The sequence below is a fragment of the Mesorhizobium sp. M0185 genome (genome assembly GCF_040322175.1).
Classification (GTDB): Bacteria; Pseudomonadota; Alphaproteobacteria; order Rhizobiales; family Rhizobiaceae; genus Mesorhizobium.
Genome location: NZ_JAMYSY010000022.1, coordinates 31,200 through 54,368 on the forward strand (window position 1 = coordinate 31,200; position 23,169 = coordinate 54,368).

At 63.1% G+C, this 23,169-nt stretch carries 24 protein-coding genes and 1 pseudogene; 5 read left to right on the plus strand and 20 right to left on the minus strand.

The window, feature by feature from the left end; all coding sequences use genetic code 11:
• Positions 1 to 13 precede the first annotated feature (13 nt).
• From NKJ20_RS18535 to NKJ20_RS18615, 17 genes are all read right to left on the minus strand, one after another.
• On the minus strand, positions 14 to 763 hold the full coding sequence (locus NKJ20_RS18535) for an ABC transporter permease (protein ID WP_352449311.1): 750 nt from the start codon (positions 761 to 763) through the stop codon (positions 14 to 16).
• Complete coding sequence (locus NKJ20_RS18540; protein ID WP_352745917.1) at positions 760 to 1,698, minus strand: ABC transporter ATP-binding protein; 939 nt, start codon at positions 1,696 to 1,698, stop codon at positions 760 to 762. Before NKJ20_RS18540 ends, NKJ20_RS18535 begins: the two co-directional genes overlap by 4 nt.
• Positions 1,695 to 2,870 carry an ABC transporter permease gene (locus tag NKJ20_RS18545; RefSeq protein ID WP_352745919.1) on the minus strand — a complete coding sequence of 392 codons (1,176 nt, stop codon included), beginning with the start codon at positions 2,868 to 2,870 and terminating at the stop codon, positions 1,695 to 1,697. Before NKJ20_RS18545 ends, NKJ20_RS18540 begins: the two co-directional genes overlap by 4 nt.
• 43 nt (positions 2,871 to 2,913) lie before the next feature.
• Positions 2,914 to 3,825 carry a glycine betaine ABC transporter substrate-binding protein OsmF gene (gene osmF, locus NKJ20_RS18550; protein ID WP_352449308.1) on the minus strand — a complete coding sequence of 304 codons (912 nt, stop codon included), beginning with the start codon at positions 3,823 to 3,825 and terminating at the stop codon, positions 2,914 to 2,916.
• Between the two features lie 159 nt (positions 3,826 to 3,984).
• Positions 3,985 to 5,202, minus strand: a complete 1,218-nt coding sequence (locus tag NKJ20_RS18555) for an MFS transporter (protein ID WP_352745922.1) — start codon at positions 5,200 to 5,202, stop codon at positions 3,985 to 3,987.
• Positions 5,199 to 5,699, minus strand: a complete 501-nt coding sequence (nusB, locus tag NKJ20_RS18560; protein WP_352449306.1) for a transcription antitermination factor NusB — start codon at positions 5,697 to 5,699, stop codon at positions 5,199 to 5,201. Before nusB ends, NKJ20_RS18555 begins: the two co-directional genes overlap by 4 nt.
• Complete coding sequence (gene ribH, locus NKJ20_RS18565) at positions 5,696 to 6,190, minus strand: 6,7-dimethyl-8-ribityllumazine synthase (protein WP_352449305.1); 495 nt, start codon at positions 6,188 to 6,190, stop codon at positions 5,696 to 5,698. Before ribH ends, nusB begins: the two co-directional genes overlap by 4 nt.
• A 130-nt stretch (positions 6,191 to 6,320) precedes the next feature.
• Positions 6,321 to 6,938, minus strand: a complete 618-nt coding sequence (locus tag NKJ20_RS18570) for a riboflavin synthase (protein ID WP_352449304.1) — start codon at positions 6,936 to 6,938, stop codon at positions 6,321 to 6,323.
• Positions 6,939 to 6,968: 30 nt separating this feature from the next.
• A complete protein-coding gene (ribD, locus tag NKJ20_RS18575; RefSeq protein ID WP_352745925.1) occupies positions 6,969 to 8,099 on the minus strand; it encodes a bifunctional diaminohydroxyphosphoribosylaminopyrimidine deaminase/5-amino-6-(5-phosphoribosylamino)uracil reductase RibD in 1,131 nt (376 codons plus the stop codon).
• 2 nt (positions 8,100 to 8,101) lie between these two features.
• Complete coding sequence (nrdR, locus tag NKJ20_RS18580; protein ID WP_023674492.1) at positions 8,102 to 8,611, minus strand: transcriptional regulator NrdR; 510 nt, start codon at positions 8,609 to 8,611, stop codon at positions 8,102 to 8,104.
• Positions 8,612 to 8,763: 152 nt separating this feature from the next.
• Positions 8,764 to 9,342 carry an invasion associated locus B family protein gene (locus NKJ20_RS18585; RefSeq protein WP_502894791.1) on the minus strand — a complete coding sequence of 193 codons (579 nt, stop codon included), beginning with the start codon at positions 9,340 to 9,342 and terminating at the stop codon, positions 8,764 to 8,766.
• Between the two features lie 76 nt (positions 9,343 to 9,418).
• A complete protein-coding gene (gene glyA / locus NKJ20_RS18590) occupies positions 9,419 to 10,732 on the minus strand; it encodes a serine hydroxymethyltransferase (protein ID WP_352681642.1) in 1,314 nt (437 codons plus the stop codon).
• Between the two features lie 116 nt (positions 10,733 to 10,848).
• Complete coding sequence (locus tag NKJ20_RS18595) at positions 10,849 to 12,495, minus strand: Na+/H+ antiporter (protein ID WP_352745927.1); 1,647 nt, start codon at positions 12,493 to 12,495, stop codon at positions 10,849 to 10,851.
• 129 nt (positions 12,496 to 12,624) lie between these two features.
• Positions 12,625 to 13,878 (minus strand): L,D-transpeptidase family protein, encoded by a 1,254-nt coding sequence (locus tag NKJ20_RS18600; protein WP_023674488.1) that lies wholly within the window; start codon positions 13,876 to 13,878, stop codon positions 12,625 to 12,627.
• Positions 13,879 to 14,215: 337 nt separating this feature from the next.
• On the minus strand, positions 14,216 to 14,731 hold the full coding sequence (ldtR, locus tag NKJ20_RS18605) for a transcriptional regulator LdtR (protein WP_023674486.1): 516 nt from the start codon (positions 14,729 to 14,731) through the stop codon (positions 14,216 to 14,218).
• A 202-nt stretch (positions 14,732 to 14,933) separates the two neighbouring features.
• Positions 14,934 to 15,356, minus strand: coding sequence for a DUF6163 family protein (locus NKJ20_RS18610; protein WP_023674485.1), 423 nt, complete (start codon positions 15,354 to 15,356; stop codon positions 14,934 to 14,936).
• Positions 15,353 to 16,396 (minus strand): enoyl-CoA hydratase/isomerase family protein, encoded by a 1,044-nt coding sequence (locus NKJ20_RS18615; protein ID WP_352745931.1) that lies wholly within the window; start codon positions 16,394 to 16,396, stop codon positions 15,353 to 15,355. The genes NKJ20_RS18610 and NKJ20_RS18615 overlap by 4 nt, the downstream gene beginning before the upstream one ends.
• A 146-nt stretch (positions 16,397 to 16,542) precedes the next feature.
• Between NKJ20_RS18615 and NKJ20_RS18620 the strand changes: the two genes are divergently transcribed.
• The 3 genes from NKJ20_RS18620 (at position 16,543) to NKJ20_RS18630 (ending at position 19,526) form a co-directional block, all read left to right on the plus strand.
• A complete protein-coding gene (locus NKJ20_RS18620) occupies positions 16,543 to 17,367 on the plus strand; it encodes a DUF8605 domain-containing protein (protein WP_352681650.1) in 825 nt (274 codons plus the stop codon).
• Between the two features lie 87 nt (positions 17,368 to 17,454).
• On the plus strand, positions 17,455 to 18,486 hold the full coding sequence (hemB, locus tag NKJ20_RS18625; RefSeq protein WP_352449294.1) for a porphobilinogen synthase: 1,032 nt from the start codon (positions 17,455 to 17,457) through the stop codon (positions 18,484 to 18,486).
• A gap of 392 nt (positions 18,487 to 18,878) precedes the next feature.
• Positions 18,879 to 19,526 carry a dihydrofolate reductase family protein gene (locus NKJ20_RS18630; RefSeq protein ID WP_352449293.1) on the plus strand — a complete coding sequence of 216 codons (648 nt, stop codon included), beginning with the start codon at positions 18,879 to 18,881 and terminating at the stop codon, positions 19,524 to 19,526.
• 49 nt (positions 19,527 to 19,575) lie between these two features.
• Here NKJ20_RS18630 and ppk2 read toward each other — a convergent pair.
• Positions 19,576 to 20,495 (minus strand): annotated as a pseudogene (gene ppk2 / locus NKJ20_RS18635) (polyphosphate kinase 2).
• A gap of 280 nt (positions 20,496 to 20,775) precedes the next feature.
• On the opposite strand from ppk2, the gene NKJ20_RS18640 reads away from it, so the two are divergent.
• A complete protein-coding gene (locus NKJ20_RS18640) occupies positions 20,776 to 21,819 on the plus strand; it encodes an aldo/keto reductase (protein WP_352449292.1) in 1,044 nt (347 codons plus the stop codon).
• 113 nt (positions 21,820 to 21,932) lie between these two features.
• Positions 21,933 to 22,091: a hypothetical protein gene (locus NKJ20_RS18645; protein WP_352449291.1), complete on the plus strand. Its 159-nt coding sequence runs from the start codon at positions 21,933 to 21,935 to the stop codon at positions 22,089 to 22,091.
• A 51-nt stretch (positions 22,092 to 22,142) separates the two neighbouring features.
• On the opposite strand, the gene NKJ20_RS18650 is transcribed toward NKJ20_RS18645, so the two are convergent.
• Both NKJ20_RS18650 and NKJ20_RS18655 read right to left on the minus strand, forming a co-directional pair.
• Positions 22,143 to 22,400, minus strand: a complete 258-nt coding sequence (locus tag NKJ20_RS18650) for a DUF982 domain-containing protein (protein WP_023674477.1) — start codon at positions 22,398 to 22,400, stop codon at positions 22,143 to 22,145.
• Positions 22,401 to 22,496: 96 nt separating this feature from the next.
• Complete coding sequence (locus NKJ20_RS18655) at positions 22,497 to 23,159, minus strand: GntR family transcriptional regulator (RefSeq protein ID WP_352702620.1); 663 nt, start codon at positions 23,157 to 23,159, stop codon at positions 22,497 to 22,499.
• Between the last annotated feature and the right edge of the window lie 10 nt (positions 23,160 to 23,169).

A 23,169-nucleotide genomic window follows, 5' to 3' on the forward strand; every position in this document is an offset into this window, starting at 1 on the left:
TCGCCCCGAGAGGTTACTCGGCCTCGCGTCCCATGCGCCGAGCCGTGTAGCGCTCGACCGCTGACAGCCCGTCATAGATCAGCACGGCAAGGGCGGCGACGATCAGGCCACCCTGCAGGATGAAGGCGAGGTTGTTGGACAGCAGGCCTGCGATGATCACCTCGCCCAGTGTCCTCGCCGCTACCGTCGAGCCGATGGTCGCGGTGGCGAGGCTGATCACCACCGACAGCCGGATACCACCGAGAATGATCGGCGCGGTGAGCGGCAGCTCGACCTTGACCAGTCTTTGCCAACCGGTCATGCCGGCGCCACGCGCCGCCTCGACTACGTTGGCCGGCAGCGTCGTCAGGCCGGTCAGCGCATTCTCGAAGATCGGCAGCAGTCCGTAGAGAAACAGCGCAATCAGCGTCGGCTTTTCGCCAAAGCCGACGGCCGGCACGGCAAGCGCCAGCACCGCAACCGGCGGAAAGGTCTGGCCGATATTGACCAGGCTGCGCGACAGCGGCAGGAATTCGGCGCCGGCTGGCCTGGTGACCAGAATGGCGAGCGCGACCGCAACGACCGTCGCGGCAACGGTCGCGATCAGCACGGTCCGCAGATGCAGCAGCGTCAACGTCAAAAGGCTGCCCTGATTGTAGATTACCGGCGCGTTGTTCTCTGTCAGCGGCTTCAGCAGCGGTTCGAACCAGCCGGGATTGGTGACGAAGGCAATAAGCACCACCACCAGGGCAAGCCTGAGCAGCGAGGGAAGCCAGGCTTTCATGCCGGCCTCGCCGCGCGCTTAACCAGCCCGTCCACAGTGACGCGGCCAAGCGGCTTGCCGTCGGTATCCTTCACCGGAAGTGCCGGGCGGCCCGACCACAGGAGTTCGGCGAGCGCGTCGCGTTGGCTGGCGTCACCGGGGATCGCCTCGCCTTCGGCCGTGCCTTTTTCCACCGCGTCGCGCACCCGGCCAAGCGACAACAGCCGGAACGGTTTTTCACTGGCGCCAACCAGGGTCTCGACAAACGCGCTGGCCGGTTTCGCCAGTATCTCGGCCGGCGCGGCATATTGCACTACTTTGCCGCCATCCATCACCGCGATCTTGTCGCCCATGTGAACGGCCTCTTCCATGTCATGGGTGACGAGGATGATGGTGGTGCCGAAGCGTTTCTGGATCGCCAGCAGATCCTCCTGCGCCTTGTTGCGGATGATCGGATCGAGCGCGCCGAACGGCTCATCCATCAACAGCACGTTGGGTTCCGCGGCAAGCGCCCGGGCGACGCCGACGCGCTGCTGCTGACCGCCGGAAAGCTCATGCGGATAGCGTGGCCCGTAGGCTTGCGGGTCGAGCTGGTATAGCGTCATCAGCTCGTCGACGCGGGCCTTGATGCGGTTGGCGCCCCAGCCGAGCAATACCGGCACAGTGGCGATGTTCTGCGCCACCGTGCGATGCGGAAACAGGCCGTGGCCCTGGATGGCATAGCCGATGCTGCGACGCAGCTCATAATCCGGGACCGAGCGGTTGTCGACGCCGTCGAGCTTGATCATGCCCGATGTCGGCTCGACCAGCCGGTTTATCATGCGAAGCAGCGTCGTCTTGCCGGAGCCGGAGGTGCCGACGATGACGGCGATGCTGCGCGGCTCGATTACTATCGACACGTCGTCGACGACTGTCGTCTCGCCGTAGCGCTTGGTGATGCCTTCGATCTCGATCATGCCGTTTCAACCCTGCGCTTGCTGGCGCTCATTTCGATCACTGCATCGAGGATGATGGCAGCGGCGAAGGCCAGCACCACCGTCGGAACAGCACCGAGCAGCACCAGGTCCATCGCCGTCTGGCCGACCCCCTGGAATACGAACACGCCAAAGCCGCCGCCGCCGATCAACGCGGCAATTGTGGCGAGGCCGATATTCTGCACCAGCACGATGCGGATGCCGGTGAGGATCACCGGGAAAGCCAGCGGAAACTCGACGCCGAACAGCCGCTGGCGGTCGGTCATGCCCATGCCGCGCGCTGCGTCGTTGGCGGCACGCGTCACACCGGCAAGGCCGACCACGGTGTTGGCCACTACCGGCAGCAGTGAATAGAGGAACAGGGCGACGAAAGCCGGCGCTGTGCCGATGCCGCGGATGCCGAGCGCGGCAGCACCCGGCACATGCGAAGCTACCCAGCCGAGCGGTGCGATTAAGAGGCCGAACAGCGCGATCGAAGGAATGGTCTGGATGATGTTCAGCACGTTGAGCACGCCGGCCCGCAATTTCTCGACGCGATGGCAGAGGATGCCGAGCGGCAGGCCGATAATCACCGCTGCCGCCAGCGAACCCAGCGCCAGCGTCACATGCTTGGAGCCTTCCGCCCAAAAACTATCGGAGCGATTGAAATATTCCTTGAGGATCGACAGGCTGTTCCAGCTTCCCGAGACGAGCAGCAGCCCGATCGCCGCGGCGGCGACAACAAGCACGCCGATCCGTGCCTGCGGCGACAGGTTCAGCCGCGTAAGCACGTCGGCGAGCAGAAGCGTGAAGGCGAAGATAAGCAGCCAAAAGCCCGAAGCCGGCGAGATACGGGCGAAGGTGTTGCCGGCAGGTGTCAGGAAACTGCCGGCGACGCCGATCAGCAGCGCCAGCGCCGCAAGCGCAACCACACTGGCGGCGAGGCGCAGAACAAGCGGCGTTTTCAGCAGCGCAATGAGCGCCGCTGCGACGACAATCGCCATCAACAGCGGACCGACCGTCGCAGGCAAAGATTCGAGGATCGAGCGCGCCTCGCCGGGTACGATGCGATTGGCGCGGAACGTGGCGAATGGTGCCGCAAAAGCCGCATAGGCTGATATCGCCGCGATGACCACGCCGAGCTTGTCGAACCGGATGCGCACGCCCTCCCCCATCGGCCGATCCGGCGCACCTCGAAAGCGGCGCGCCGGAATCGCCTTACTTCAGGAAGCCGTTCTTTTTCAAAAAGTCCTCGGCGACGCCCTTGACCGGTTCGCCGCCGACCTGCACGCGGCCGTTCAACTCCTGCAGCGTGACGAGATCGAGCTTGGCGAACACCGGCTTCAGCAGTGTCTCGATCTCGGGATGCTCCTTCAGCACCGCCTCGCGGATGATCGGCGCCGGCTGGTAGACCGGCTGCACACCCTTGTCGTCCCCAAGCACGACGAGGCCGGAGGGCGCGATGCCGCCGTCGGTGCCGTAGACCATGGCGGCGTTGGCGCCGTTGGTCTGGTTGGCCGCAGCGGCAATGGTCGCCGCCGTGTCGCCGCCCGACAGCGTGATCAACTGGTCCGGCTTCAGCGTGAAGCCATAGGTCTTCTGGAAAGCGGGCAGCGCGGCCGCCGAATTGACGAACTCGGCGGAGGCCGCCAGCACCACCTTGCCGCCGCCCGAGACATATTTGCCGAAGTCGGAAAGGGTGACGAGCTTATTGGTATCGGCGACCTCCTTGCGCAGGGCGATCGCCCAGGTGTTGTTGGCCGGTGACGGTGACAGCCAGACGATCTTGTTGGCGTCGTAGTCGAGCTTCTTGGCAGTCTCGTAGGCCTTGGCGGCGTCTTTCCACACCGGATCGTCGGCCTTCTCGAAGAAGAAGGCGGCGTTGCCGGTGTATTCCGGATAGATGTCGATCTCGCCGGCTGTAATCGCCTTGCGTACCACGGGCGTGCCGCCGAGCTGGATACGGTCGGTGGTCTGGATATTATTGGCGTTCAGCACCAGCTGGATGATATTGCCGAGCACACCGCCCTCGGTGTCGATCTTCGACGACACCACCACCTGGGCACTCGCCGAGGCCAACGCAATTCCGAGCGCTAGTACAGCGCCGGCCAGAATCTTGATTGAAAACATCTCACAAATCCCTTGCTGTGAACCGGAATACGGCTGCCGCATATGAGCATGGCTTCGATGCCCCGTCGGGGTACACGGTTTCATAAGAGGGGGGATCGGCGCAATAATTTTGTTCGGATGTGAGTGAATCCGCTGCCGCGACGTCCCGACAGCGTGACGTCAGTTGGCCGCGCGCAAGCCCGTCATCTTCAACACGCCCAGTGCCACGAAGCACAGCGCGACGACCGGGAAAATCATCCAGTTCAACATCTCCCAGCCCCAGGCATTGTAGACTGCCCCCGACATCAGCGAGGCGAAGGCGACGGAGCCGAACAGGACGAAATCGTGGAACCCCTGGACCTTGCCTTTTTCGGATGACTGGTAGCTGTCGGCCACCATGGCGGTGGCACCGATGAAGCTGAAGTTCCAGCCAAGGCCGAGCAGGATCAGCGCCGTCCAGAACTGCCACAGTGCCAACCCTGACAGCGCCACTATGGCGCAGCCAATCAGCAGCACCAGGCCGATGGCCACGATCCGCTCAGCGCCGAAGCGATAGATCAGCGACCCCGTGAAGAAGCTCGGCGCGAACATCGCCATCACATGCCAGGAAATGCCGAGCGTGGCGTCGTCGGTCGAAAGGCCGCAGCCGACCATGGCCAGCGGCGCGCCCGTCATGACGAAGCTCATCAGCGCGTAGCTGCCGACGGCGCAAAACAGCGCTGCGACGAAGCGCGGCCTGGTGACGATTTCCGAGAGCGGCCGGGCGTCGCTGTCGGCGATCTCCACCTTGTCGGTTGCCTTGGCCGGGATGCGCAACAAAGAGAGAATGGCGGCGCCGACCGCCGCCAGCACCAGGATGGACGCAAACGAGCCGGCAAACTTCACCGGCGAGAACAGGTCGCCGGTGAAGATGACGATCTGCGGTCCAAGGATGGCGGTGACGATGCCGCCGGCCAGCACGAAGGAGATGGCGCGCGCCTTGAATTCAGGCGGCGCATTGTCGGCGGCGGCAAAGCGGAACTGCTGGACGAAGGCGCCCCCGATGCCGATCACGGCCAAGCCGAAAGCGAACAGCCAGAAGCTGGGATGAAACAGCGCCAGCGTGGCGACCAGCCCGCCAAGCGCTGTCACCGCCGTGCCGGTCATGAAGCCGTCGCGCTGGCCGAGCCGGCGGATGATCGCCGCAGCCGGCAGGGAACCGAGCGCCACGCCGACATTGAAGCCGGTGATCGGCGCGGTTGCCAGCGACTTGTCGGCTTCGAGCAGATACTGCCCGGCCAATCCGCCCATGGAAATGGCGATGGGTGCGGCCGAGCCGATGATCGCCTGCGAGGCTGCGAGGATGAAGGCGGTGCGACGCGCTTCCTTGCCCGCCCCAACGGCGACGATAGCAGTCATGAGGCGTCCTTGCCACGGCCCTCGCCACGCACCCGGCGCGACACGCGATCAAGCACCGCATTGACCAGTTTCGGCTCGTCTTCCTCGTAAAATGCCTTGGCGATGTCGACATATTCGGAGACGATGACCGCCACCGGCACGTCCTCGCGCTGCATCAACTCGTAGACGCCGGCGCGCAATATGGCGCGCAACGTGGAATCGAGCCTCGACAGAGGCCAGTCCTCGGTCAGCGCCTGTCGAATGACTGGATCGATGGTCTTCTGGTGCTCGACAACGCCGGCAAGAATGGCACGAAACCATTGCGCATCGGCTTCGCGATAGAGCGCGCCGTCGACTTCCTTGCCGAGCCTGAACGCCTCGTATTCGGCGGTGATCTCAAACACACCGCTGCCGGCGACGTCCATCTGGTAGAGCGCCTGCACGGCGGCCAGACGGGCAGCACCGCGCTTGTTGGCATGGCGAACCGCAGGCTGGCCGGGCGAAGCGGGTTCGCTCACGTTCGCTCTCCCAGCTGTTCCTTTAGAGCGATCATGGTCAGCGCCGCACGCGCCGCAAAGCCGCCCTTGTCGCCTTCCGAACGCCTGGCCCGTGTCCAGGCCTGTTCGTCGTTTTCGGTGGTCAGGATGCCGTTGCCGATGCAGACCGCATCCTGCACGGACAGGTCCATCAGGGCACGGCTGGATTCATTGGCGACGATATCGAAATGATAGGTGTCGCCGCGGACCACCGTGCCGAGGGCGACGAAGCCGTCATAGTTCGTCCCGCCTTCGGAGGCACCGTCGAGCGCGAAGGAAATCACCGCCGGGATTTCGAGCGAGCCCGGAACAGTGACGACGTCGTATGTCGCGCCCGCTTCCTCGAGGGCCTTTGTCGCGCCTTCGAGCAACGCGTCGGCAAGGTCGTCGTGAAAGCGCGCCTCGATGACAAGAAGGTGGGCCTTCTTCTTCGGACGGATGAACGCTTTGCCGTGTTGGGATGTGCCTGCCATAGATGTCTCCGGGGATCGCCGGTGACTTAGGCCGAAGCCGGTTTGATCGCAAGCGGAAGATTGCCGAAGGAACTTTCAAGGCCAACTCGGCGGCGGTCGCATCAGGGAATGGGCTTTATGGACGAGCGCCTCAAAGCCCCTCCTTCGCCGCCTCCACCAGTCGCGCCGCGTAGCGGGCCATGGTGTCGATCTCAAGGTTGACGCGATCGCCGACCTGGCGTTCGCCCCAGGTGGTGACGGTCAGCGAATGGTGGATCAACAGCACGTCGAAGCGGGTGCCCTCGACCTTGTTGACGGTGAGCGAAGTGCCGTCGAGCGCGACGGAACCCTTGGGGGCGATGAATTTGGCAAGCTCGCGCGGTGCTTCCAGGGTGAAGCGAACGGCGTCGCCCTCTTCCTTACGCGCCACGATCTCGGCCATGCCGTCGACGTGGCCGGACACTATATGGCCGCCAAGCTCGTCGCCGATCTTCAGAGCCCGCTCCAGGTTGATGCGCGTGCCTGATTTCCAGCCCATCGCGGTCGTCAGCCTGAGGGCCTCTTCCCAGGCCTCGACCTCGAACCAACGTGCGTTGGCGCCATCTTCCGGCAATCCCGTTACCGTCAGGCAGACGCCGCCGCAGGAAATCGAGGCGCCGATGGCAATGGTCTGCGGATCGTAAGCGGTGTCGATACGCAAACCGACGCCTTCCCTGAGCGGCTTCACGGCAGCGACAGTGCCGACATCGGTGACGATTCCAGTGAACATTAGTTTGGCCCCGTGAACATCAGTTCGGTCCTAGATGTCTCTTATCCATTCCGCATATGTATCTTCGGCGAAACGCATGTTGCGCAATTTGCGAAATCCCGGCGGGATATTGTTGGCATCGATCGGCGATACAATGCCGCCCTCGCCGATCGCGCCCGGCCCCTGAAACAGCACGATACGATCGACCAGTTGTTCGTCGAGGAACGCCTTGGCCACCCTCGCGCCGCCCTCGACCAGGACGCTTGCCATGCCGAGCGCCGCCAGGTCCTCGAGCAGTTCCGGCAGCGCAATATCGCCTTCATAGGTCTCAGTACCGATGAAGCGAACGCCGGCGCGTTCGAGCGCGGCGCGCCGGTGCGGATCGGCCTCGGCGCAGGCAGCGACATAGAGCGGCACACGGTCGACGCCGGCGACCAGTTTCGAAGTCTCGGGTAGCCTGATCTGACGGTCGAGTACGATGCGCGCCGGCGAACGGCTCTCCAGTCCCGGAAGCCGAACCGTCAGCGCCGGATCGTCCTCCAATGCGGTGCCGATGCCGATCAATATGCCATCGGCTTCGGCGCGCATCAGATAGACTTCGCGCCGCGCAATATCGCCGGTGATGGAGACCTGTCCCTCGCCTTTCACGCCGATCTTGTTGTCGCTCGAAAGCGCAAGTTTCAGGATCACTTCCGGGCGTTTTTTCAGAGATCGAATTAAATAGCCGGCCATCTGCTCCGCGGCCTCGGCCGCCAACACTTTTTCCACCACTTCGACGCCGGCGGCACGCAAGATTGCATAGCCCTTGCCGGAAACACGCGGGTCCGGATCGCTGGCAGCGCCGACCACACGCGCCACGCCGGCACTGACCAGCGCATTGGCGCAAGGCGGCGTGCGGCCGTGATGGGCGCAGGGCTCCAGCGTTACATAGGCGGTGGCGCCGCGCGCCAGTTCGCCGGCCTCTGCCAAAGCCTCGGTCTCGGCATGCGGCCGGCCGCCGACGGCGGTGACGCCGCTGCCGACGATCCTCGGCCCGTCGCCGTCATCGCGCACGATCAGCGTGCCGACGGAAGGGTTGGTCGAGGTCCGCCCGGCATTCTTGCGCGACAGCCTGAGGGCTGCCGCCATATAGCGGCGATCGACGACCTCTTGCTCAGCCGTGCTGCGTTCGGACCCTGCCATGCTCAGCTGGCGTCCTCTTCGCTCTTCAGCTCTTCGCCCCTGGGCTCGTCGGTTTTGAGCTCGTCGCCTTTGAGTTCGCCCAACACGTCGTGGAAATCCTTGGCCTCGCGGAAATTGCGGTAGACGGAGGCAAAGCGCACATAGGCGACATCATCGAGCGACTTAAGCGCCTCCATGACCAGCCGGCCGACTTCCCCCGAGGCCACCTCGGTCTCGCCCGAGCTTTCGAGCTGGCGCACGATGCCGGTCACCGCGCGGTCGATGCGCTCCGGGTCGACGTTGCGCTTGCGTACCGCAATCTCGACCGAGCGCAGCAGCTTGTCGCGGTCGAACGGCACCTTGCGTCCCGACTTCTTCACCACGACGAGGTCGCGCAGTTGTACCCGCTCGAAAGTGGTGAAGCGGCCGCCGCAATCCGGGCAGACGCGCCGCCTGCGGATCGCTGCACCGTCTTCGGCAGGGCGCGAATCCTTCACCTGCGTATCTTCGGACTGGCAATAAGGGCAGCGCATGGAGAGCCTTCGGTTCGCGATTCTCGTGGAGCGAAAGGCTTAGAGGTTTTTGCCGCCGTGGCAAAGTATGGCCGATGACCGATCGCGCTTCAGAGATAGCGAGGCGCGAGGAAAATTGCGAGAGCGGCAATCAGTTGACAGCGGTCCGCCAATCAGGGCGCGACGTCGCCGGTCAGGAAGCCGCAAGACGTGCCGAGATAGCGATAGGCCTTGGTGAAGCCGTCCATCGATATGGTCGCGACCGGCTTGTCGGCGAAGCTGACATCGAGGGCGCTGGTGCGGCGCATGGCGCGCAGTACCGCGAGCGTGGTCTCGGACTTGTTGTCTATCATCCACTGTCCGTCGGCGATAAGACGAAAACCGGCCTTGATCTTGTCGTTGACGTCCCGGAACACCACCGGGATGTTATCGCCCTTGGGCAAGTCACTGTTTCTCACGGCGATGATGAGGCTCGGATAACCATCGGGTGGCAATACGTCGCCATTCGAGATGGCCAGCGTGAGGGTGCCACTGGTGCCGTTAGCGTCGAAAAAGACCGTCGAGGCGGCGCAGGTCTTGCGCACATCCTCGCCGGTGTTGACCTCGTCCACCGTGGTGGACCAACTGCCGAAGGTCTCTGTCTTGGGTGCTGCCGGGGTCGGCTCGGTCTGCGCAAAGGCCGCGCCGAGTAGCGGCGAGGTGGCTAAGGTGAGCAAGGCAGCGCCAACACTGGCGAAACGGAAAATTCGCATCATCATCAAGCGTCTCCGAGATGCAGCCGTGCCCAGTTGATCGGCGCCGTCACAGTTGGGGGAACGACGCCCTGCGTCAACCAAGATACGGGTAAAGCGGAAAACGATCCGTCAATGTCGCCACCTTGGCCTTCACGGTTGCCTCGACGGCCGCATTGCCCTCGTCGGAATTGGCGACCTTCAGTCCATCCAGCACTTCGGCGATCAGCTTGCCGATCTCGCGGAACTCGGCCTGACCGAAGCCGCGCGTGGTGCCGGCCGGCGTGCCGAGCCGAACGCCCGATGTCACGAAAGGCTTTTCCGGATCGAAGGGGATGCCGTTCTTGTTGCAGGTGATGTTGGCGCGGCCAAGGGCAGCCTCGGCGCGCTTGCCGGTGGCGTTCTTGGGACGCAGGTCGACCAACATCAGATGGTTGTCGGTGCCGCCGGAGACGATGTCGAGACCGGTTTCCTGCAGACTGGAGGCCAGCGCCTTGGCATTGGCGACGACGCTCTCCGCATAGATCTTGAAGCTCGGCTTCAGCGCCTCGCCCAGAGCCACCGCCTTGGCGGCGATGACATGCATCAGCGGTCCGCCCTGCAGGCCGGGGAAGACGGCCGAATTCATCTTCTTGGCAATATCCTCATCATTGCAAAGGATCATGCCGCCGCGCGGCCCGCGCAGCGATTTGTGCGTCGTGGTGGTGACCACATGGGCATGCGGCAGCGGCGACGGATGCATGCCGCCGGCGACCAGGCCGGCGATGTGGGCCATGTCGACCATCAGATAGGCACCGATCGAATCGGCGATCTCGCGAAAACGCTTCCAGTCCCAGACACGTGAATAGGCTGTGCCGCCGGCCAGGATCAATTTCGGCCTGGTCTCATGGGCGGTCTTCTCGATCGCATCCATGTCGAGCAGATGATCGTCCCGGCGCACGCCATAGGAGACGACCTTGAACCATTTGCCGCTCATATTGACCGGCGAGCCATGTGTCAGGTGTCCGCCGGAATTGAGGTCGAGGCCCATGAAGGTGTCGCCGGGCTGCAGCAACGCTAGGAACACCGCCTGGTTCATCTGGCTGCCGGAATTCGGCTGGACGTTGGCGAAGTTGCAGCCGAACAGCTTTTTCGCGCGTTCGATGGCCAGTTCCTCGGCGACATCGACGAATTGGCAGCCGCCGTAGTAGCGCTTGCCCGGATAGCCCTCGGCATATTTGTTGGTCATGATCGACCCCTGTGCCTCGAGCACGGCACGCGAGACGATATTTTCCGAGGCAATCAGCTCGATCTCGTGGCGCTGGCGGCCGAGTTCGTTGCGGATTGCGCCGAAAATCTCGGGGTCGGCATCGGCAAGCGTGGTTTCGAAAAAGGATTCGAATTTGTTCGACACTGCCGCTGCTGTTGCCATGGGCTGAAATCCTCAAGGTTCGGGGTCTGTCGCGCCATTAACACAGTTGCTTTCGGCCCGCCACGTTTGCAGCGCGAAATTTGCTAGCCGGATTGCGCCAGAGAGACTGGCAGCCTCTATTTCCTTGCCTGCCGGCCCTTCAGCAGGGCCTCGGTGAGCGTGATCTCGGTGAACAGCGCCTGCATCGTATGGTCGTTAATCTGGCCGCTGCGAAACATTGCGCGAACCGCTGCGCGTTCGGCCTCAATGCCCGCCAGCCTCAATTCGAGCTCCAGCCGTCCGGCCTCGCGGGCCTCGGCGCGCGCCTCGTCGGCCTCGTCGGAGGCAGCGATGCGGCGACGGTAGCCGGCGACGATGCTGTCGGCGGCGGCAAGCCGGGCGCCGGGTATTTCCCCATTGTCGCCGTCGGTCGCGCCGGCCATGCTCTCGATGCGGGCGATGGCGGCCTTGGCCGCGCCGACACGCGCAAGACGTTCCTCGGCAGCGCCAGGATCCTCGCCCGGCTCGACCAGCCCGCGTGCCACGCTGGGCAAGGCAAGGCTGGCGATAGCCAGCGAGCAGATGATGACGCCGGCGGCGAGGAAGATCACCACGTCGCGCGCCGGAAAGGGCGAACCGTCCGGCATGGCGAGCGGCAGCGACAGGATGCCGGCCAGCGTGATGGCGCCGCGCACGCCGGCGACAGAGCCGGCGATCCGAATGCGCAGCCCGAACGGCTCGGCCTTGCGCTTGCGCAATCGCGCCGAGACGCGCGTCGCGATGTCGCCGACCCAGATCCACAGGAATCGCAGCCCGATCAGGCATAGCGTCAGCGCGACCACGGTGGCGATCGGCTGGATGATTGGATAGCGGCTGCCGAGCTGAGGCGGCACGTTGCCGATGATTTCGGGAAGCTGCAACCCGAGCAGGATGAACAGCGCGCCGTTGAAGACGAAGGAAAGCGTCGTCCACAGCGATGCGGTCTGTATGCGCGCCGAGACGCCGAGAAAGCGGAAAATCCCGGAGCCGCCGGTGAGCAACCCGGCGGTGACTGCCGCCAGAATGCCCGAGGCGCCGACATTCTCGGCGCCGAGATAGGCGATGAACGGCAGCAGGACCATGACCAGCACCTGCGCCTCGGCCGGCACGCCGCCGATACGGTTCAGCAATTGCAGCACCTTGGCGGCGACGAACAAGGCAGCCACGCCGGCCAGGATGCCGGCAGCGACGGCATAGAGGAAAGTCACGGATGCCGCGACGAAGGAGAAGCTGCCGGTCAAGGCAGCTGCCACCGCAAAGCGGAACATCACGAGGCCCGACGCATCGTTGAGCAGCGCCTCGCCCTCCAGGATGTGCATCAGCCGGGCCGGGACCAGGCTCTTGTCGACGATCGAGGAGACGGCCACCGCATCGGTGGGCGACAGCACCGCAGCAAGTGCGAAAGCGACGACGAGCGGGATGCTCGGGACAAGCCAGTGCAAAGCGTAGCCGAAGCCGACAATGGTGAAGAAGACCAGCCCGATGGCGAGGTCGAGGATCGGCCCGCGCAGCGCGATCAGTTCGCGCTTGGGCGCACCATAGGCGTCGCTGAACAGCAGCGGTGGGATGAACACCAGCAGGAACAGCTCGGGATCGATCTCGACATGCATGCCGCGCACCGGCCAGGCGAGCGCTGCACCGATGGCGATCTGCAGTACCGGCAGCGGCACCCGCACCAGCCGGACCAGCGCGCCCGAAACGGCGACGAAGATGAGCACGACCAGAATGAACATTGCGACATGCATGATGCGATTTCCGACTACAGCGCCGCGCGTTCTTTGCCGGCAATCAGTCCAGCAAAGCTTGCCGCGAAAGACCCCGGCAACGAAAAAGGCCGCCCTTCCGGCGGCCTTTTTGCAAATGAACTCAGCTGCTTAGAGCGCGGATGTGATCTGCAGCTCGTTGGCTCCGTCGAGGCCGTAAATGTCGTCACGGAACTGGACCACGCCCGGCCCTGTCGACCAGGCCGAGACGTAGAGAAAATAAACCGGCACCGGATTGGTGACCTGCACCGGCGTGTTCTCCCCGGTCTTGATCGCCGCCTCGAAATGCTGGCGATCCCAGCCCGGTGTGTCGCGCAGAATCCAGGTGACGAGGTCGCGCACGTTCTGAACCCGCACGCAGCCAGAGGAATCGAAGCGCATCAGCTTGCCGAACAGGCTCTGCTGCGGCGTGTCGTGCATGTAGACGCCGTCCGGGCTGGGAAAATTGATCTTGACCGAGGCCATCGCGTTGCCGGAACCGGGATCCTGGCGGAAGCGGTATTTGGCGGCATCATCGGTCGACCAGTCGACCGTCATTGGGTCGACCTCGCTGCCGTCCGGCGCAAACAGGCGGATATGGCTATCCTTGAGATAGTTGGGGTCCTTCCGCATCAACGGAATGATATCCTTGCGCACGATCGAGACCGGCGCGTTCCAGTACGGATTGACGATGATTTCGTTGATCTTGGAATTGACGATCGGCGTCTGGCGATCGATCTTGCCGACGATTGCGGTGTGGCGCAGCACAACGCGGTCGTTCTCGACAGCCTCGATCTGCGCCGCCGGGATGTCGACCAGCACATAGCGGTTGCCAAGCGTGCCGGCCCGCTCACGCAGCCGTTGCAGATTGGTCTGCAGCTGACCAAGCCGAACCGGCGCCGACACGTTCATTGCCGCGAAAGTATATTTGCCCGTGGTTCCGTCGGCCGGCAAGCCGTGACGCAACTGGAAGCGCTTGAGCGCCGAGTCGACGTAAGAATCGAACGCTTCCGAGAGCCCGGCGCTCTGCGCCAGATCGCCCGATATCATCAAGCGCCTGCGCAGCGGCACCACATCGGGATCCTCGACGCCAAGCTGTAGCTTCTTGGTGTCTGGAACCTGCTCCCAGCCGCCTTGCGCGACGATATTCTGATACTGCATGATCGCCTGCTCGGTGAAGGACACCGTCTGCAGGCTGAAGATCGGCAGCGTCGAGGCAACCTTGCCGCCTTCGCTGGCACGCGCATCGAATTGGTCGTCCCAGTTGCCGCGGGCCGAGGATTTCAGGATATCCCCGATCACGTCCTGCGCACTGGCGCGGCCGGCGACCATAGCGGCTGCGAGCGCGGAGGCTCCTGAAAGGAAGAAACGGCGGCTGGTTCTCATGGACGTTCCAGACATTCTTGCTACAATTCCACTCACCGGGCGGTCTCGCCCGCACTCTAGAGTTGGCTTCTTAACAATTAGCCAACCATGGCCCGCATCACTTCGGTGTAAACCACATGGGAAGTGACTTGAGCACAGGACAAATGCACGGCTTTGGCCCCAGCATCACCCGCATCTTCGGTTCCATTGGAATATGGCGGCAACGTGGCTGTTGCTCGAATTTGGATCGGCCGGCCTGACGAAACGGCAAGACCGGTGCTTTTCGGCACCGGCCTTTGGTCCACTCCGCGGCAGCACTTCCGTAGTCCAGCTTCAGATCTAGATGCGGCGGATGCGATTACATCCGGTAGGCGATGGTATCGTTCCAGAACCGATCCAGGCGCTGCAGGGCGCGGTTCATCTGCTTGAACTCTTCCGTGTTGATACCGCCAACCTGCTCGATCGAACCGACATGGCGCTCGTAGAGGCCGGCGACGACTTCCGCCACCTCATTGCCCTTCGGCGTGAGCGAAACCCGCACCGAACGGCGGTCGATGCGCGAGCGCTGGTGGTTGATGAAGCCGAGATCGACCAGCTTCTTCAGATTGTAGGAGACATTCGAGCCGAGATAATAGCCGCGCGAGCGCAGTTCGCCGGCGGTCAGCTCCGAATTGCCGATGTTGAACAGGAGCAGCGCCTGGATGGCGTTGATGTCGGAGCGACCGTTACGGTCGAATTCGTCCTTGATCACATCAAGCAGACGGCGATGCAGCCGCTCGACCAGCTGCAGCGATTCCATGTACAGCGAACGGATCGCCTCGCGGCGGTCATCGGATACGTTGGCGGTCTTCGCCGCCGGACGCGAATTGATCATTGTCTTTGCCTCTCGTTTGTCGCCCGGTGATTTTTTGTTCTTCACCTTGATCGCGACACTATCGAATACTCATAAAATTCGACTTAAACGCCAAGGCTAACAAGAGCTTACCGGTAAGGGGTTTCGAAAGAGGCTTAACGGGCGGTCACCCGAGCAAGGATAATTAACCTAAAGATTTAGCCAACGATCCTGGCCGGAATTGCTATCGCCGGGGTTGCCGCTTCTGGATCCAGATCACCACGCGGAACACTATGTAGAGCAGCGCCACCGCAAGGTGCGAGGCGACGATCAGCGGCCGGTGGCCGAACAGCTCGGGGAAGCCAGCATACATGACGCACTCGGTCACCGCGCAGATGAACCAGATCACCGGACCCCAGGACGCCAGCATCCACAGGCCGGCGGCAGCGAACGGAAAAAACACCGCCAGCACCACCGCCGCCACCTGCCAGTGCACCGGCATCAGGTCGAAGCGCCACAACGGGCCGGGGTAAAAGCCGATCAGCCGGATCCAGTACAAGATGCCGAACAGCAGACAGTAGCCGGCGATGACGCGCTGGAACCAGGCGAAGATGACCTCGATCGTCGAGGGCTGTAGCACCACGCGCCTCGAGGCGACCTCGCTCACAGCTTCAGTTCCCGTTCGCCGAGCGGTGCGAAATAGGCGTCGACATTGGCGGCGCTGACGTCGTCGATGCCTGCCGGCCGCCATTGCGGCGTCGAGCCTTTATCGATGATGGCGGCGCGGATACCTTCATAGAAGTCGTGCCCGGCAAGCATGCGGTTGAGGATACGGAACTCCATTTTCATGCACTCGTCCATCGACAACGTCTGCCCGGCGCTAATCTGGCGCCATGCAACATGCAGGCTGGTCGGTGAACGTGTGCGGATGGTGGCCAGCGTCTTTGCCGCGAACTCGTCGGCAGCGGCTGCCCGCTCCAGACTGGCGACGATATCGGCCAGCGACGGCTGCGCGAAATGCCGGGCGATGGCTTCCAGCGTCGGCCTGTCGGTCTCGCGCCTGGCCGGGACGAAGCAGCCGCGCAGCACCGATTCCGGGTCGCCGCTTTCCGCCAGACGGTCGAGGAAGCCGGCCTGGTCCTCCGCCTTGATCGTATGGGTGGCGAGGCCCGACCACAAAGCATCGCCATAGCGGATGCGGTTGCCGGTCAGCGCCAGATACATGCCGAAGCTGCCGCCGAGATCCGGCAACAGATGGCTGGCGCCGACATCCGGGAAAAAGCCGATGCCGACCTCGGGCATGGCAAACTGGGCGTTCTCGGTCAGCACTCGCTGCGAACCATGGAAGGAGATACCTACGCCGCCGCCCATGACGATGCCGTCGATCACCGCGACATAGGGTTTCTTGAAGCGGGCGATGCGGGCGTTCAGCCGGTATTCATCGGCGAAGAAATCGACCGGAGGCCTTCCTGCGCGGCCGGCTTCGTAGATGTGGAGGATGTCGCCGCCCGCCGAAAATGCCCTGCCCTCGGCCTTGAGGACGACAACGTCGACGCCGTCGTCGCGCTCCCAACTGCGCAGCGCCTTGTCCAGCGCCTTGACCATGCGGTGGGTTACGGCATTGAGCGCCTGCGGCCGCGTCAGCGTGACGACGCCGGCCCTGCCCAATCTTTCGAAGCGAATCTCGTCGCCTCCGCCAAAATCCATCGCCAGAGAATCCCTCCCCGCGCCCGCCGGGAGTGAAGTGCTAAAGCGTGGCGCATGGCCGCGTCAATGGCGGCGGCCAATCCGCTGCATGGTCGTCGGCGTCACCCAGTGCTAATGCTGGCGCTTTGAACCGGAAGGGTTGAACCATGCCTTGGTTGCCGCGCCTTGCTGTTGTGGTGGTCGGCCTGATCGCTGCGAACACTCCTCCCGTATCGGCCGAAACCGTCGACGAGCTCTATCAATCGCAGACCATCGTCACCGGCCAGGGCGAGGTCAACAGGCAGATCGGCTTCAAGGCCTGCCTCGATGCGGTGCTGGTTCGTGTGTCCGGGGATCAGCGGCTGCCGAAGAGAACTGAGATGGCGGCGCTGCGCGACAAGGCCGGCAGCTTCGTTGCCGAATTCCGCTATCGCGACCGTCTCGAAGGCATTCCAATCCATGACGAACAAGGCACCCATGACCGGCCGCATGATCTCACTTGTCTGTACAGGCCTGACGTTATCGATCCGGTGCTTGCCGCGCTTGGCAGCAAACCATGGCTTGGCGAGCGGCCACACCTGGCAATTTTCCTGGCGGCGGAGCAAGGCACAAGGCAGTTCGCGCTGACCGCCGACGATGAGCGCGGGGCGGCGATGCGCGAATCCTTCGTCAATGCCACCGGTCCGCTGGTCATGCGGATTGTGTTTCCCGAAGCGTCGCTGCTGTCGGCCTCGAAGCTTGACGACCAGGCCCTGCGCCATGCCGATATCACGACGCTGGACCAGCTTGCCAGGAAGGCCGGAGCCGACCAGGCGCTCGCCGGCAGTATCGTCTGGAGCGACAAGGAACTGGGCTGGATAGCCGACTGGCGGCTTGCCTTGAATGGCAAGAGCTACAATTGGCAAGTGCGCGGCGTCAGCTTCGACGAGGCATTCCGCGTCGCCATGCGGGGTGCTGCGCAGATCCTGTCGGGCAATGGCCAACCAGAATAGCGCCCGACAGGACCGCTGGCACAATCGTGTCGCATTGGTCAGCAGCGGAGGCTCGTGATAAAAGTCGCCTGATCCGGAGTTTTTGCGATGAACAAATTCACCCCTGCAAAGCCTGCCGGCGCGCGCAGCGTCGACGAGATCACCGGCAGCCGGCGGCTGCGGCGCATGCGCAAGGCCGACTGGTCGCGCCGCCTTGTCCAGGAGAACCGGCTCTCGGTCGACGATCTGATTTGGCCGATCTTTGTCGTCGACGGCAGACGAGTGCGCGAACCGATCGCCGCCATGCCCGGCGTGTTCCGCCTGTCGCTCGACCTCGCCGTCAAGGAGGCTGAGCGCGCGGCCAAGCTTGGCATTCCGGCGATCGCCACTTTCCCCAATGTCGAGCTCGGCCTGCGCGATCAGACCGGTTCGCACATCCTCGATCCGGAAAACGTCATCAACCGTGCCACCCGCGCCATCAAGCACGCAGTGCCGGAGATCGGCATCATCACCGACGCCGCGCTTGACCCGTTCACCTCGCATGGCCATGACGGCATCTTGCGCGAAGGCATTATCGTCAATGATGAAACGGTGGAGCAAGTGACGGCGGCGGCCGTCATCCAGGCGGCGGCGGGGGCCGACATCATTGCCCCCTCGGACATGATGGACGGCCGTATCGGTGCCATCCGCGATGCGCTCGACGCCAATGGGTTTCAGGATGTTGCGATCATGTCCTATGCGACCAAGTTCGCATCCGCTTTTTACGGCCCCTATCGTGAGGCGGTCGGCACCGCCGGCCTGCTCAAGGGCGACAAGAAGACCTATTATATCGATCACGCCAATTCCGACGAAGCGGTGCGCGAGGCCGAGCAGGATCTCGCCGAGGGCGCCGACATGCTGATGGTCAAGCCCGGCCTGCCCTATCTCGACATCATCCGGCGGCTGAAGGACGAGTTGCAGATGCCGACCTTCGCCTATCAGGTCTCGGGCGAATATTCGATGATCAAGGCCGCCGCCGCCAATGGCTGGATCGATGGCGAAAAGGCGATGCTGGAATCGCTGCTCGCCTTCAAGCGCGCCGGCTGCGACGGGATTCTCACCTACTTTGCGCCCGAAGTGGCGGCGATGCTCAAGGGGTGATGCGCCTTTGTAGCGTCTACATCGAGCAGTGTTCGTTCGTCCAAAGCGCGACGTGGAACGCCGCAGGACATCGCTTCAAGTTTACGCTGCCCTGCCGGGCATTTTCTCCCCGTAAAGTGGCAGGGAGAAAAGACGCGTTCGTAAAAGATTTCACCAATCTCCAGCGTTGCAAAAACATCGACGTTGCGGCCAGCCCCTTCTCCCCGTCACTATACAGGAAGAAGCTGCCGGCAGGCGGATGACGGGCGGCGCCGACATTGAGATTGGTTATTCCAACATTATTTGGAAGCGATTACCCCGCCGGCGATTCAAGATACCGCTTGCAAAATGCAATCAGTTAAGCTACCCCGATAACTGCTTGCATCTCACAATCGGTTATCGAGGAGGCTCTCATGTCCAAACTTCGCGTCAGCGCTTTCACCTTGTCGATCGACGGCTTCGGCGCCGGTCCCGACCAAGACCTGAAGAACCCGCTGGGTGTTGGAGGGGAAGCCCTGCACGAATGGATGTTCGGCACCCGCACCTTCCGCAAGATGGTCCTCGGCAAGGATGGCGGGACCACGGACACTGACGAGGCGTTCGCGGCACGCAGCTTCGAAAATGTCGGCGCATGGATCCTCGGCCGCAACATGTTTGGGCCGATCCGCGGCGAATGGCCGGATGACAGCTGGAAAGGCTGGTGGGGTGACAACCCGCCCTACCATGTGCCGGTCTTCGTGCTCACGCACCATGCGCGTGATCCCATTGTCATGGAGGGCGGCACGACCTTCTATTTCGTGACCGGCGGCATCCACTCAGCGCTGGAGAAGGCGAAGGCAGTGGCTGACGGTAAGGATGTACGGCTGGGCGGCGGCGTTTCCACGATCCGGCAATATCTCAAGGAAAAGCTCATCGACGAAATGCATCTGGCGATCTCACCGGTCCTGCTAGGCGCCGGCGAGAGCCTTTTTGCCGGCATCGACATGCCCAAGCTCGGCTATCGCTGCAGCGAGCAGGTCGCGACGCCGAAGGCCACGCATGTCATCATCGAGCGCACCTAGCTTGTTGCAGGGCGCCGCCATGGAGGCGCCGCCCTCCTCGCCGCTTTAGTCAGTACTTCTCCGGCACATACAGTTCGCGCGGCAGTACCTGGCGCTCGTATTCGGGATTGAAGACGCGCTCCGGCAGTGTGATCTCTTCGTGCGGCACCTCCTCATAGGGCATCTGCTTGAGGAGATGGTCGATGCAGTTCAGCCGTGCCCGCTTCTTGTCGTTGCCCTCGACGATGAACCACGGGCTTCCGGGATATTCGTGCGGGCGAACGTTTCTTCCTTGGCCTTGGTGTACTGCTCCCAGCGCACGCGCGACTGGAGGTCCATCGGCGACAGTTTCCATTGCTTCATCGGGTCATGGATGCGCATCAAAAAGCGCATCTGCTGCTCCTCGTCGGTGATCGAAAACCAGTATTTGACAAGCGTAATGCCTGAGCGGACCAGCATGCGTTCGAAATCCGGAACGTCGCGGAAGAACTCCTCGACCTGATCCGGCTGGGCAAAGCCCATTACCCGCTCGACGCCGGAGCGGTTGTACCAAGAGCGGTCGAACAGCACGATCTCGCCGCCGGCCGGCAGATGCGGAACGTAGCGCCGGAAATACCATTGCGACTTCTCGCGCTCGGTCGGCGCCGGAAGTGCTGCAACGCGGCAGATGCGCGGATTAAGCCTCTGGGTGATGCGCTTGATAACACCACCCTTGCCCGCCGAGTCGCGGCCCTCGAAGACCACGACGAGCTTCTTCTTGTGATAGGCGACCCAGGATTGTAGCTTGATCAATTCGGATTGCAGCGTGATGAGATTGCGAAAATACTGCAGGCGGTCGATCGATGGCGGATGCGCATTCTTGTAGATCTTGGCGATCTCCATCGACAGCGCCGGCTCCGAGATTTCCAGCTCATAATCTTCGTCGAGCGTGTCGGCGAGTTCCGCTTCCAGCCAGTCCCTGGCCGGGGAATTCTGTTTTATCTCGGTCATTTGCGCTGCTCCGCTTACAGGCCTTGCCGGCCGCTGTCAGGCGCTCTGCCGCCCGGCCCGGCGGCCGGAAATCGAAGCGCTGGACCGATTTTAGTATAGGCCGGCAATGACGGTTTTATTGCACCCACTACTGCGCTGGCTGTGCGTTCAATCCGCAAGATGTGATCGAGCTTGCCCTGCGGGGCGGGCGACAAGCGGAACGAATTATCCTACAAATGCCCGGTTCACTGAGGGGCTGTCGTTTGCAACGCCCTTTCCCGATAAATCGTGAGGATACGACATGGAATACCGCACTCTCGGCCGTTCCGGGCTGAAGGTTTCGACCCTGACCATGGGCACCATGACATTCGGCGGCGGCGGCGCGTTTTCGGCGGTTGGCAAGACCGACCTCGACGAGGCGCGTCGGATGATCGACCTTTGCATCGATGCCGGCGTCAATGTCATCGACACCGCCAACGTCTATTCGAACGGGGTGTCGGAAGAGATCATCGGCGAGGCGCTCGGCGGCAAGCGCAAGGGCGACGTGCTGATCGCCTCCAAGGCGCGCATGCGGATCGGCAAGGGCCCCAACGATGAAGGCTTGTCGCGCTACCATCTGATCCGCGAATGCGAGAGGAGCCTGAAGCGCCTCAGGACCGATGTCATCGACATCTATTTCCTGCACGAGTGGGATGGCCTGACACCGCTTGAGGAAACCATCGCCGCGCTCGACACGCTGGTCGCGCAGGGTAAGGTCCGTTATGTCGGCTGCTCCAATTATTCCGGCTGGCAAGTTATGAAGGGGCTGGGGATCAGCGACCGTCATCACCAGCCACGCTTCGTCACCCAGCAGATCCATTACACGCTGGAAGCGCGCGAGGCCGAGTACGAATTGTTGCCGATCTCGGTCGACCAGGGGCTCGGCGTGCTGGTCTGGAGCCCGCTTGCCGGCGGGTTGTTGTCCGGCAAATACCACCGTGACCAGCCGACCGCCCGCCAGCTCAGCGGCTGGTCGGAACCGCCGATCCGCGACGAGGACCGGCTGTGGCGGATCGTCGACGTGCTGATCGATATCGGCAAGAACCACGGTGTGTCGGCAGCGCAGGTGGCGCTTGCCTGGCTACTCGGCCGGCCCGCTGTCAGTTCACTGGTGATCGGCGGACGAACCGAAGCGCATTTCAAAGACAATATCGCCGCTGCAAGCCTTGTGCTTGCCGATGAGGAGCGCACACGGCTCGACGTGGTCAGCAGGCCGCCCGTGCTCTATCCCTACTGGCACCAGCAATTCACGGCAAAGGATCGGTTCGGGCCGGCCGATCTCGTCCTCGACCGCGACGGCGCCTGAAAAGCCGGGCTCTCCGGACTGCGCCGAGATATGGAGCCCGATCGTGCCTTGCGGTGTTGTGTTTGCGGTCCAATGCTCCTAGGCAAAGGCCAAGCACAATGAAAGGAAACGATATGGCACGAGCACCGAACTACGGTCAGGAACGCAAGGAACGCGACCGGCAGAAGGCTGCCAAGAAGGCGGAAAAGCAGGCTGCCAAGGTCGCAGCCAAGGAGCGATCGAAGCCCGAGGGCGAGAGCGAGTCCCAAACCAAAACCGAAACGACCGAGTGATGACGCCCGGCCTGTCAGGCGGTCCGGGCCTCGGTCAAATCCCGCTATGCCTCAGGCGGGCGCCTTGTCGCTAACGAAGACGTTCACTTCACGAGCGGCGGCAATGAAGGCCCGTCTTGCGTTCATGGCCGGCTTGTCGCCGGCCAGCGCATCATGACAGGCTTGCAACGCTTCGCGGTGCTTGGGGCTGCGCTTGCCGGGCCAATTGTTGAGGAGGTAGTCGGAAGCCTCGCGGGCCGTACGCAAGAGCTGATTGCTTCCCGCCGCGCCCTTGACGGTCACGGGTGTGTCAAATCGGTTGTTTTCCATCGCCGCTCTTACGCCATCGGCATTTCCGAAGCGAGACCGAAAGTAGCATTCTTCGCTCATCTGCTCTTTTCGTGATCAATGGCAGCCGATCCTCACTCAAGCGACGACGGCAAATCCCCGGGCGCGCAGGCCGCGCCGGTCGTTGCGCAGCGAGGTCACCAGCCGGTCGCGGCTGCCGATGATATGGGCCGAAAGCAGGCGGGCGGCGCTATCGGCATCGCCGGCCCGCACCGCCGACAGAATGGCATGGTGTTCGGCCCAGGCACGGCCAAGCGCTGCCTCGTCGCGAACCTCGAGCCAGCGGGCGCGCGACAGGCGCGTCATCGCATCGCGAACCGCTCTGAACAGGAACTCGTTGCCTGACAGGCGTGCCAGCTCGATATGAAAATCCATGCCGACACGATGCCATTCCTCGCGCGGGGTTTGGTCGTCGCAGGAATCGAGCATAGCCTCGATAATTTCGACGGCACCCCTGTCCTGCAAGGCACAAGTCAGCCTGACTGCCGCGACCTCGACCGCCTCGCGATAGACGGCGATCTGCTCCAGCTCGGCAAGATTGATGGGCGAGACCGTCCAGCCGCGGCCGTCGCGGCAGATCAGGCCTTCAGTCTCGAGCCGCAGCAATGCCGCCCTGACCGGCGTGCGCGATGCGCCGAAGCGGCTTTCGACCCAGCGCTCCGTCAGCCGCTCGCCGGGACCGATCTCGAGCCCGAGGATCATCTCGCGAAGCTGCTTTTCGACGTTCTGCATCTGCGACATTGGCGTTCCG

Bases quoted from the DNA above. Each gene is read 5' to 3' on its own strand.
- NKJ20_RS18535 (WP_352449311.1), bottom strand. From the start codon at position 763: ATGAAAGCCTGGCTTCCCTCGCTGCTCAGGCTTGCCCTGGTGGTGGTG.
- NKJ20_RS18540 (WP_352745917.1), bottom strand. From the start codon at position 1,698: ATGATCGAGATCGAAGGCATCACCAAGCGCTACGGCGAGACGACAGTC.
- NKJ20_RS18545 (WP_352745919.1), bottom strand. From the start codon at position 2,870: ATGGGGGAGGGCGTGCGCATCCGGTTCGACAAGCTCGGCGTGGTCATC.
- osmF (WP_352449308.1), bottom strand. From the start codon at position 3,825: ATGTTTTCAATCAAGATTCTGGCCGGCGCTGTACTAGCGCTCGGAATT.
- NKJ20_RS18555 (WP_352745922.1), bottom strand. From the start codon at position 5,202: ATGACTGCTATCGTCGCCGTTGGGGCGGGCAAGGAAGCGCGTCGCACC.
- ribH (WP_352449305.1), bottom strand. From the start codon at position 6,190: ATGGCAGGCACATCCCAACACGGCAAAGCGTTCATCCGTCCGAAGAAG.
- NKJ20_RS18570 (WP_352449304.1), bottom strand. From the start codon at position 6,938: ATGTTCACTGGAATCGTCACCGATGTCGGCACTGTCGCTGCCGTGAAG.
- ribD (WP_352745925.1), bottom strand. From the start codon at position 8,099: ATGGCAGGGTCCGAACGCAGCACGGCTGAGCAAGAGGTCGTCGATCGC.
- nrdR (WP_023674492.1), bottom strand. From the start codon at position 8,611: ATGCGCTGCCCTTATTGCCAGTCCGAAGATACGCAGGTGAAGGATTCG.
- NKJ20_RS18585 (WP_502894791.1), bottom strand. From the start codon at position 9,342: ATGCGAATTTTCCGTTTCGCCAGTGTTGGCGCTGCCTTGCTCACCTTA.
- glyA (WP_352681642.1), bottom strand. From the start codon at position 10,732: ATGGCAACAGCAGCGGCAGTGTCGAACAAATTCGAATCCTTTTTCGAA.
- NKJ20_RS18595 (WP_352745927.1), bottom strand. From the start codon at position 12,495: ATGCATGTCGCAATGTTCATTCTGGTCGTGCTCATCTTCGTCGCCGTT.
- NKJ20_RS18600 (WP_023674488.1), bottom strand. From the start codon at position 13,878: ATGAGAACCAGCCGCCGTTTCTTCCTTTCAGGAGCCTCCGCGCTCGCA.
- ldtR (WP_023674486.1), bottom strand. From the start codon at position 14,731: ATGATCAATTCGCGTCCGGCGGCGAAGACCGCCAACGTATCCGATGAC.
- NKJ20_RS18615 (WP_352745931.1), bottom strand. From the start codon at position 16,396: ATGGATTTTGGCGGAGGCGACGAGATTCGCTTCGAAAGATTGGGCAGG.
- NKJ20_RS18620 (WP_352681650.1), top strand. From the start codon at position 16,543: ATGCCTTGGTTGCCGCGCCTTGCTGTTGTGGTGGTCGGCCTGATCGCT.
- hemB (WP_352449294.1), top strand. From the start codon at position 17,455: ATGAACAAATTCACCCCTGCAAAGCCTGCCGGCGCGCGCAGCGTCGAC.
- NKJ20_RS18630 (WP_352449293.1), top strand. From the start codon at position 18,879: ATGTCCAAACTTCGCGTCAGCGCTTTCACCTTGTCGATCGACGGCTTC.
- NKJ20_RS18640 (WP_352449292.1), top strand. From the start codon at position 20,776: ATGGAATACCGCACTCTCGGCCGTTCCGGGCTGAAGGTTTCGACCCTG.
- NKJ20_RS18645 (WP_352449291.1), top strand. From the start codon at position 21,933: ATGGCACGAGCACCGAACTACGGTCAGGAACGCAAGGAACGCGACCGG.
- NKJ20_RS18650 (WP_023674477.1), bottom strand. From the start codon at position 22,400: ATGGAAAACAACCGATTTGACACACCCGTGACCGTCAAGGGCGCGGCG.
- NKJ20_RS18655 (WP_352702620.1), bottom strand. From the start codon at position 23,159: ATGTCGCAGATGCAGAACGTCGAAAAGCAGCTTCGCGAGATGATCCTC.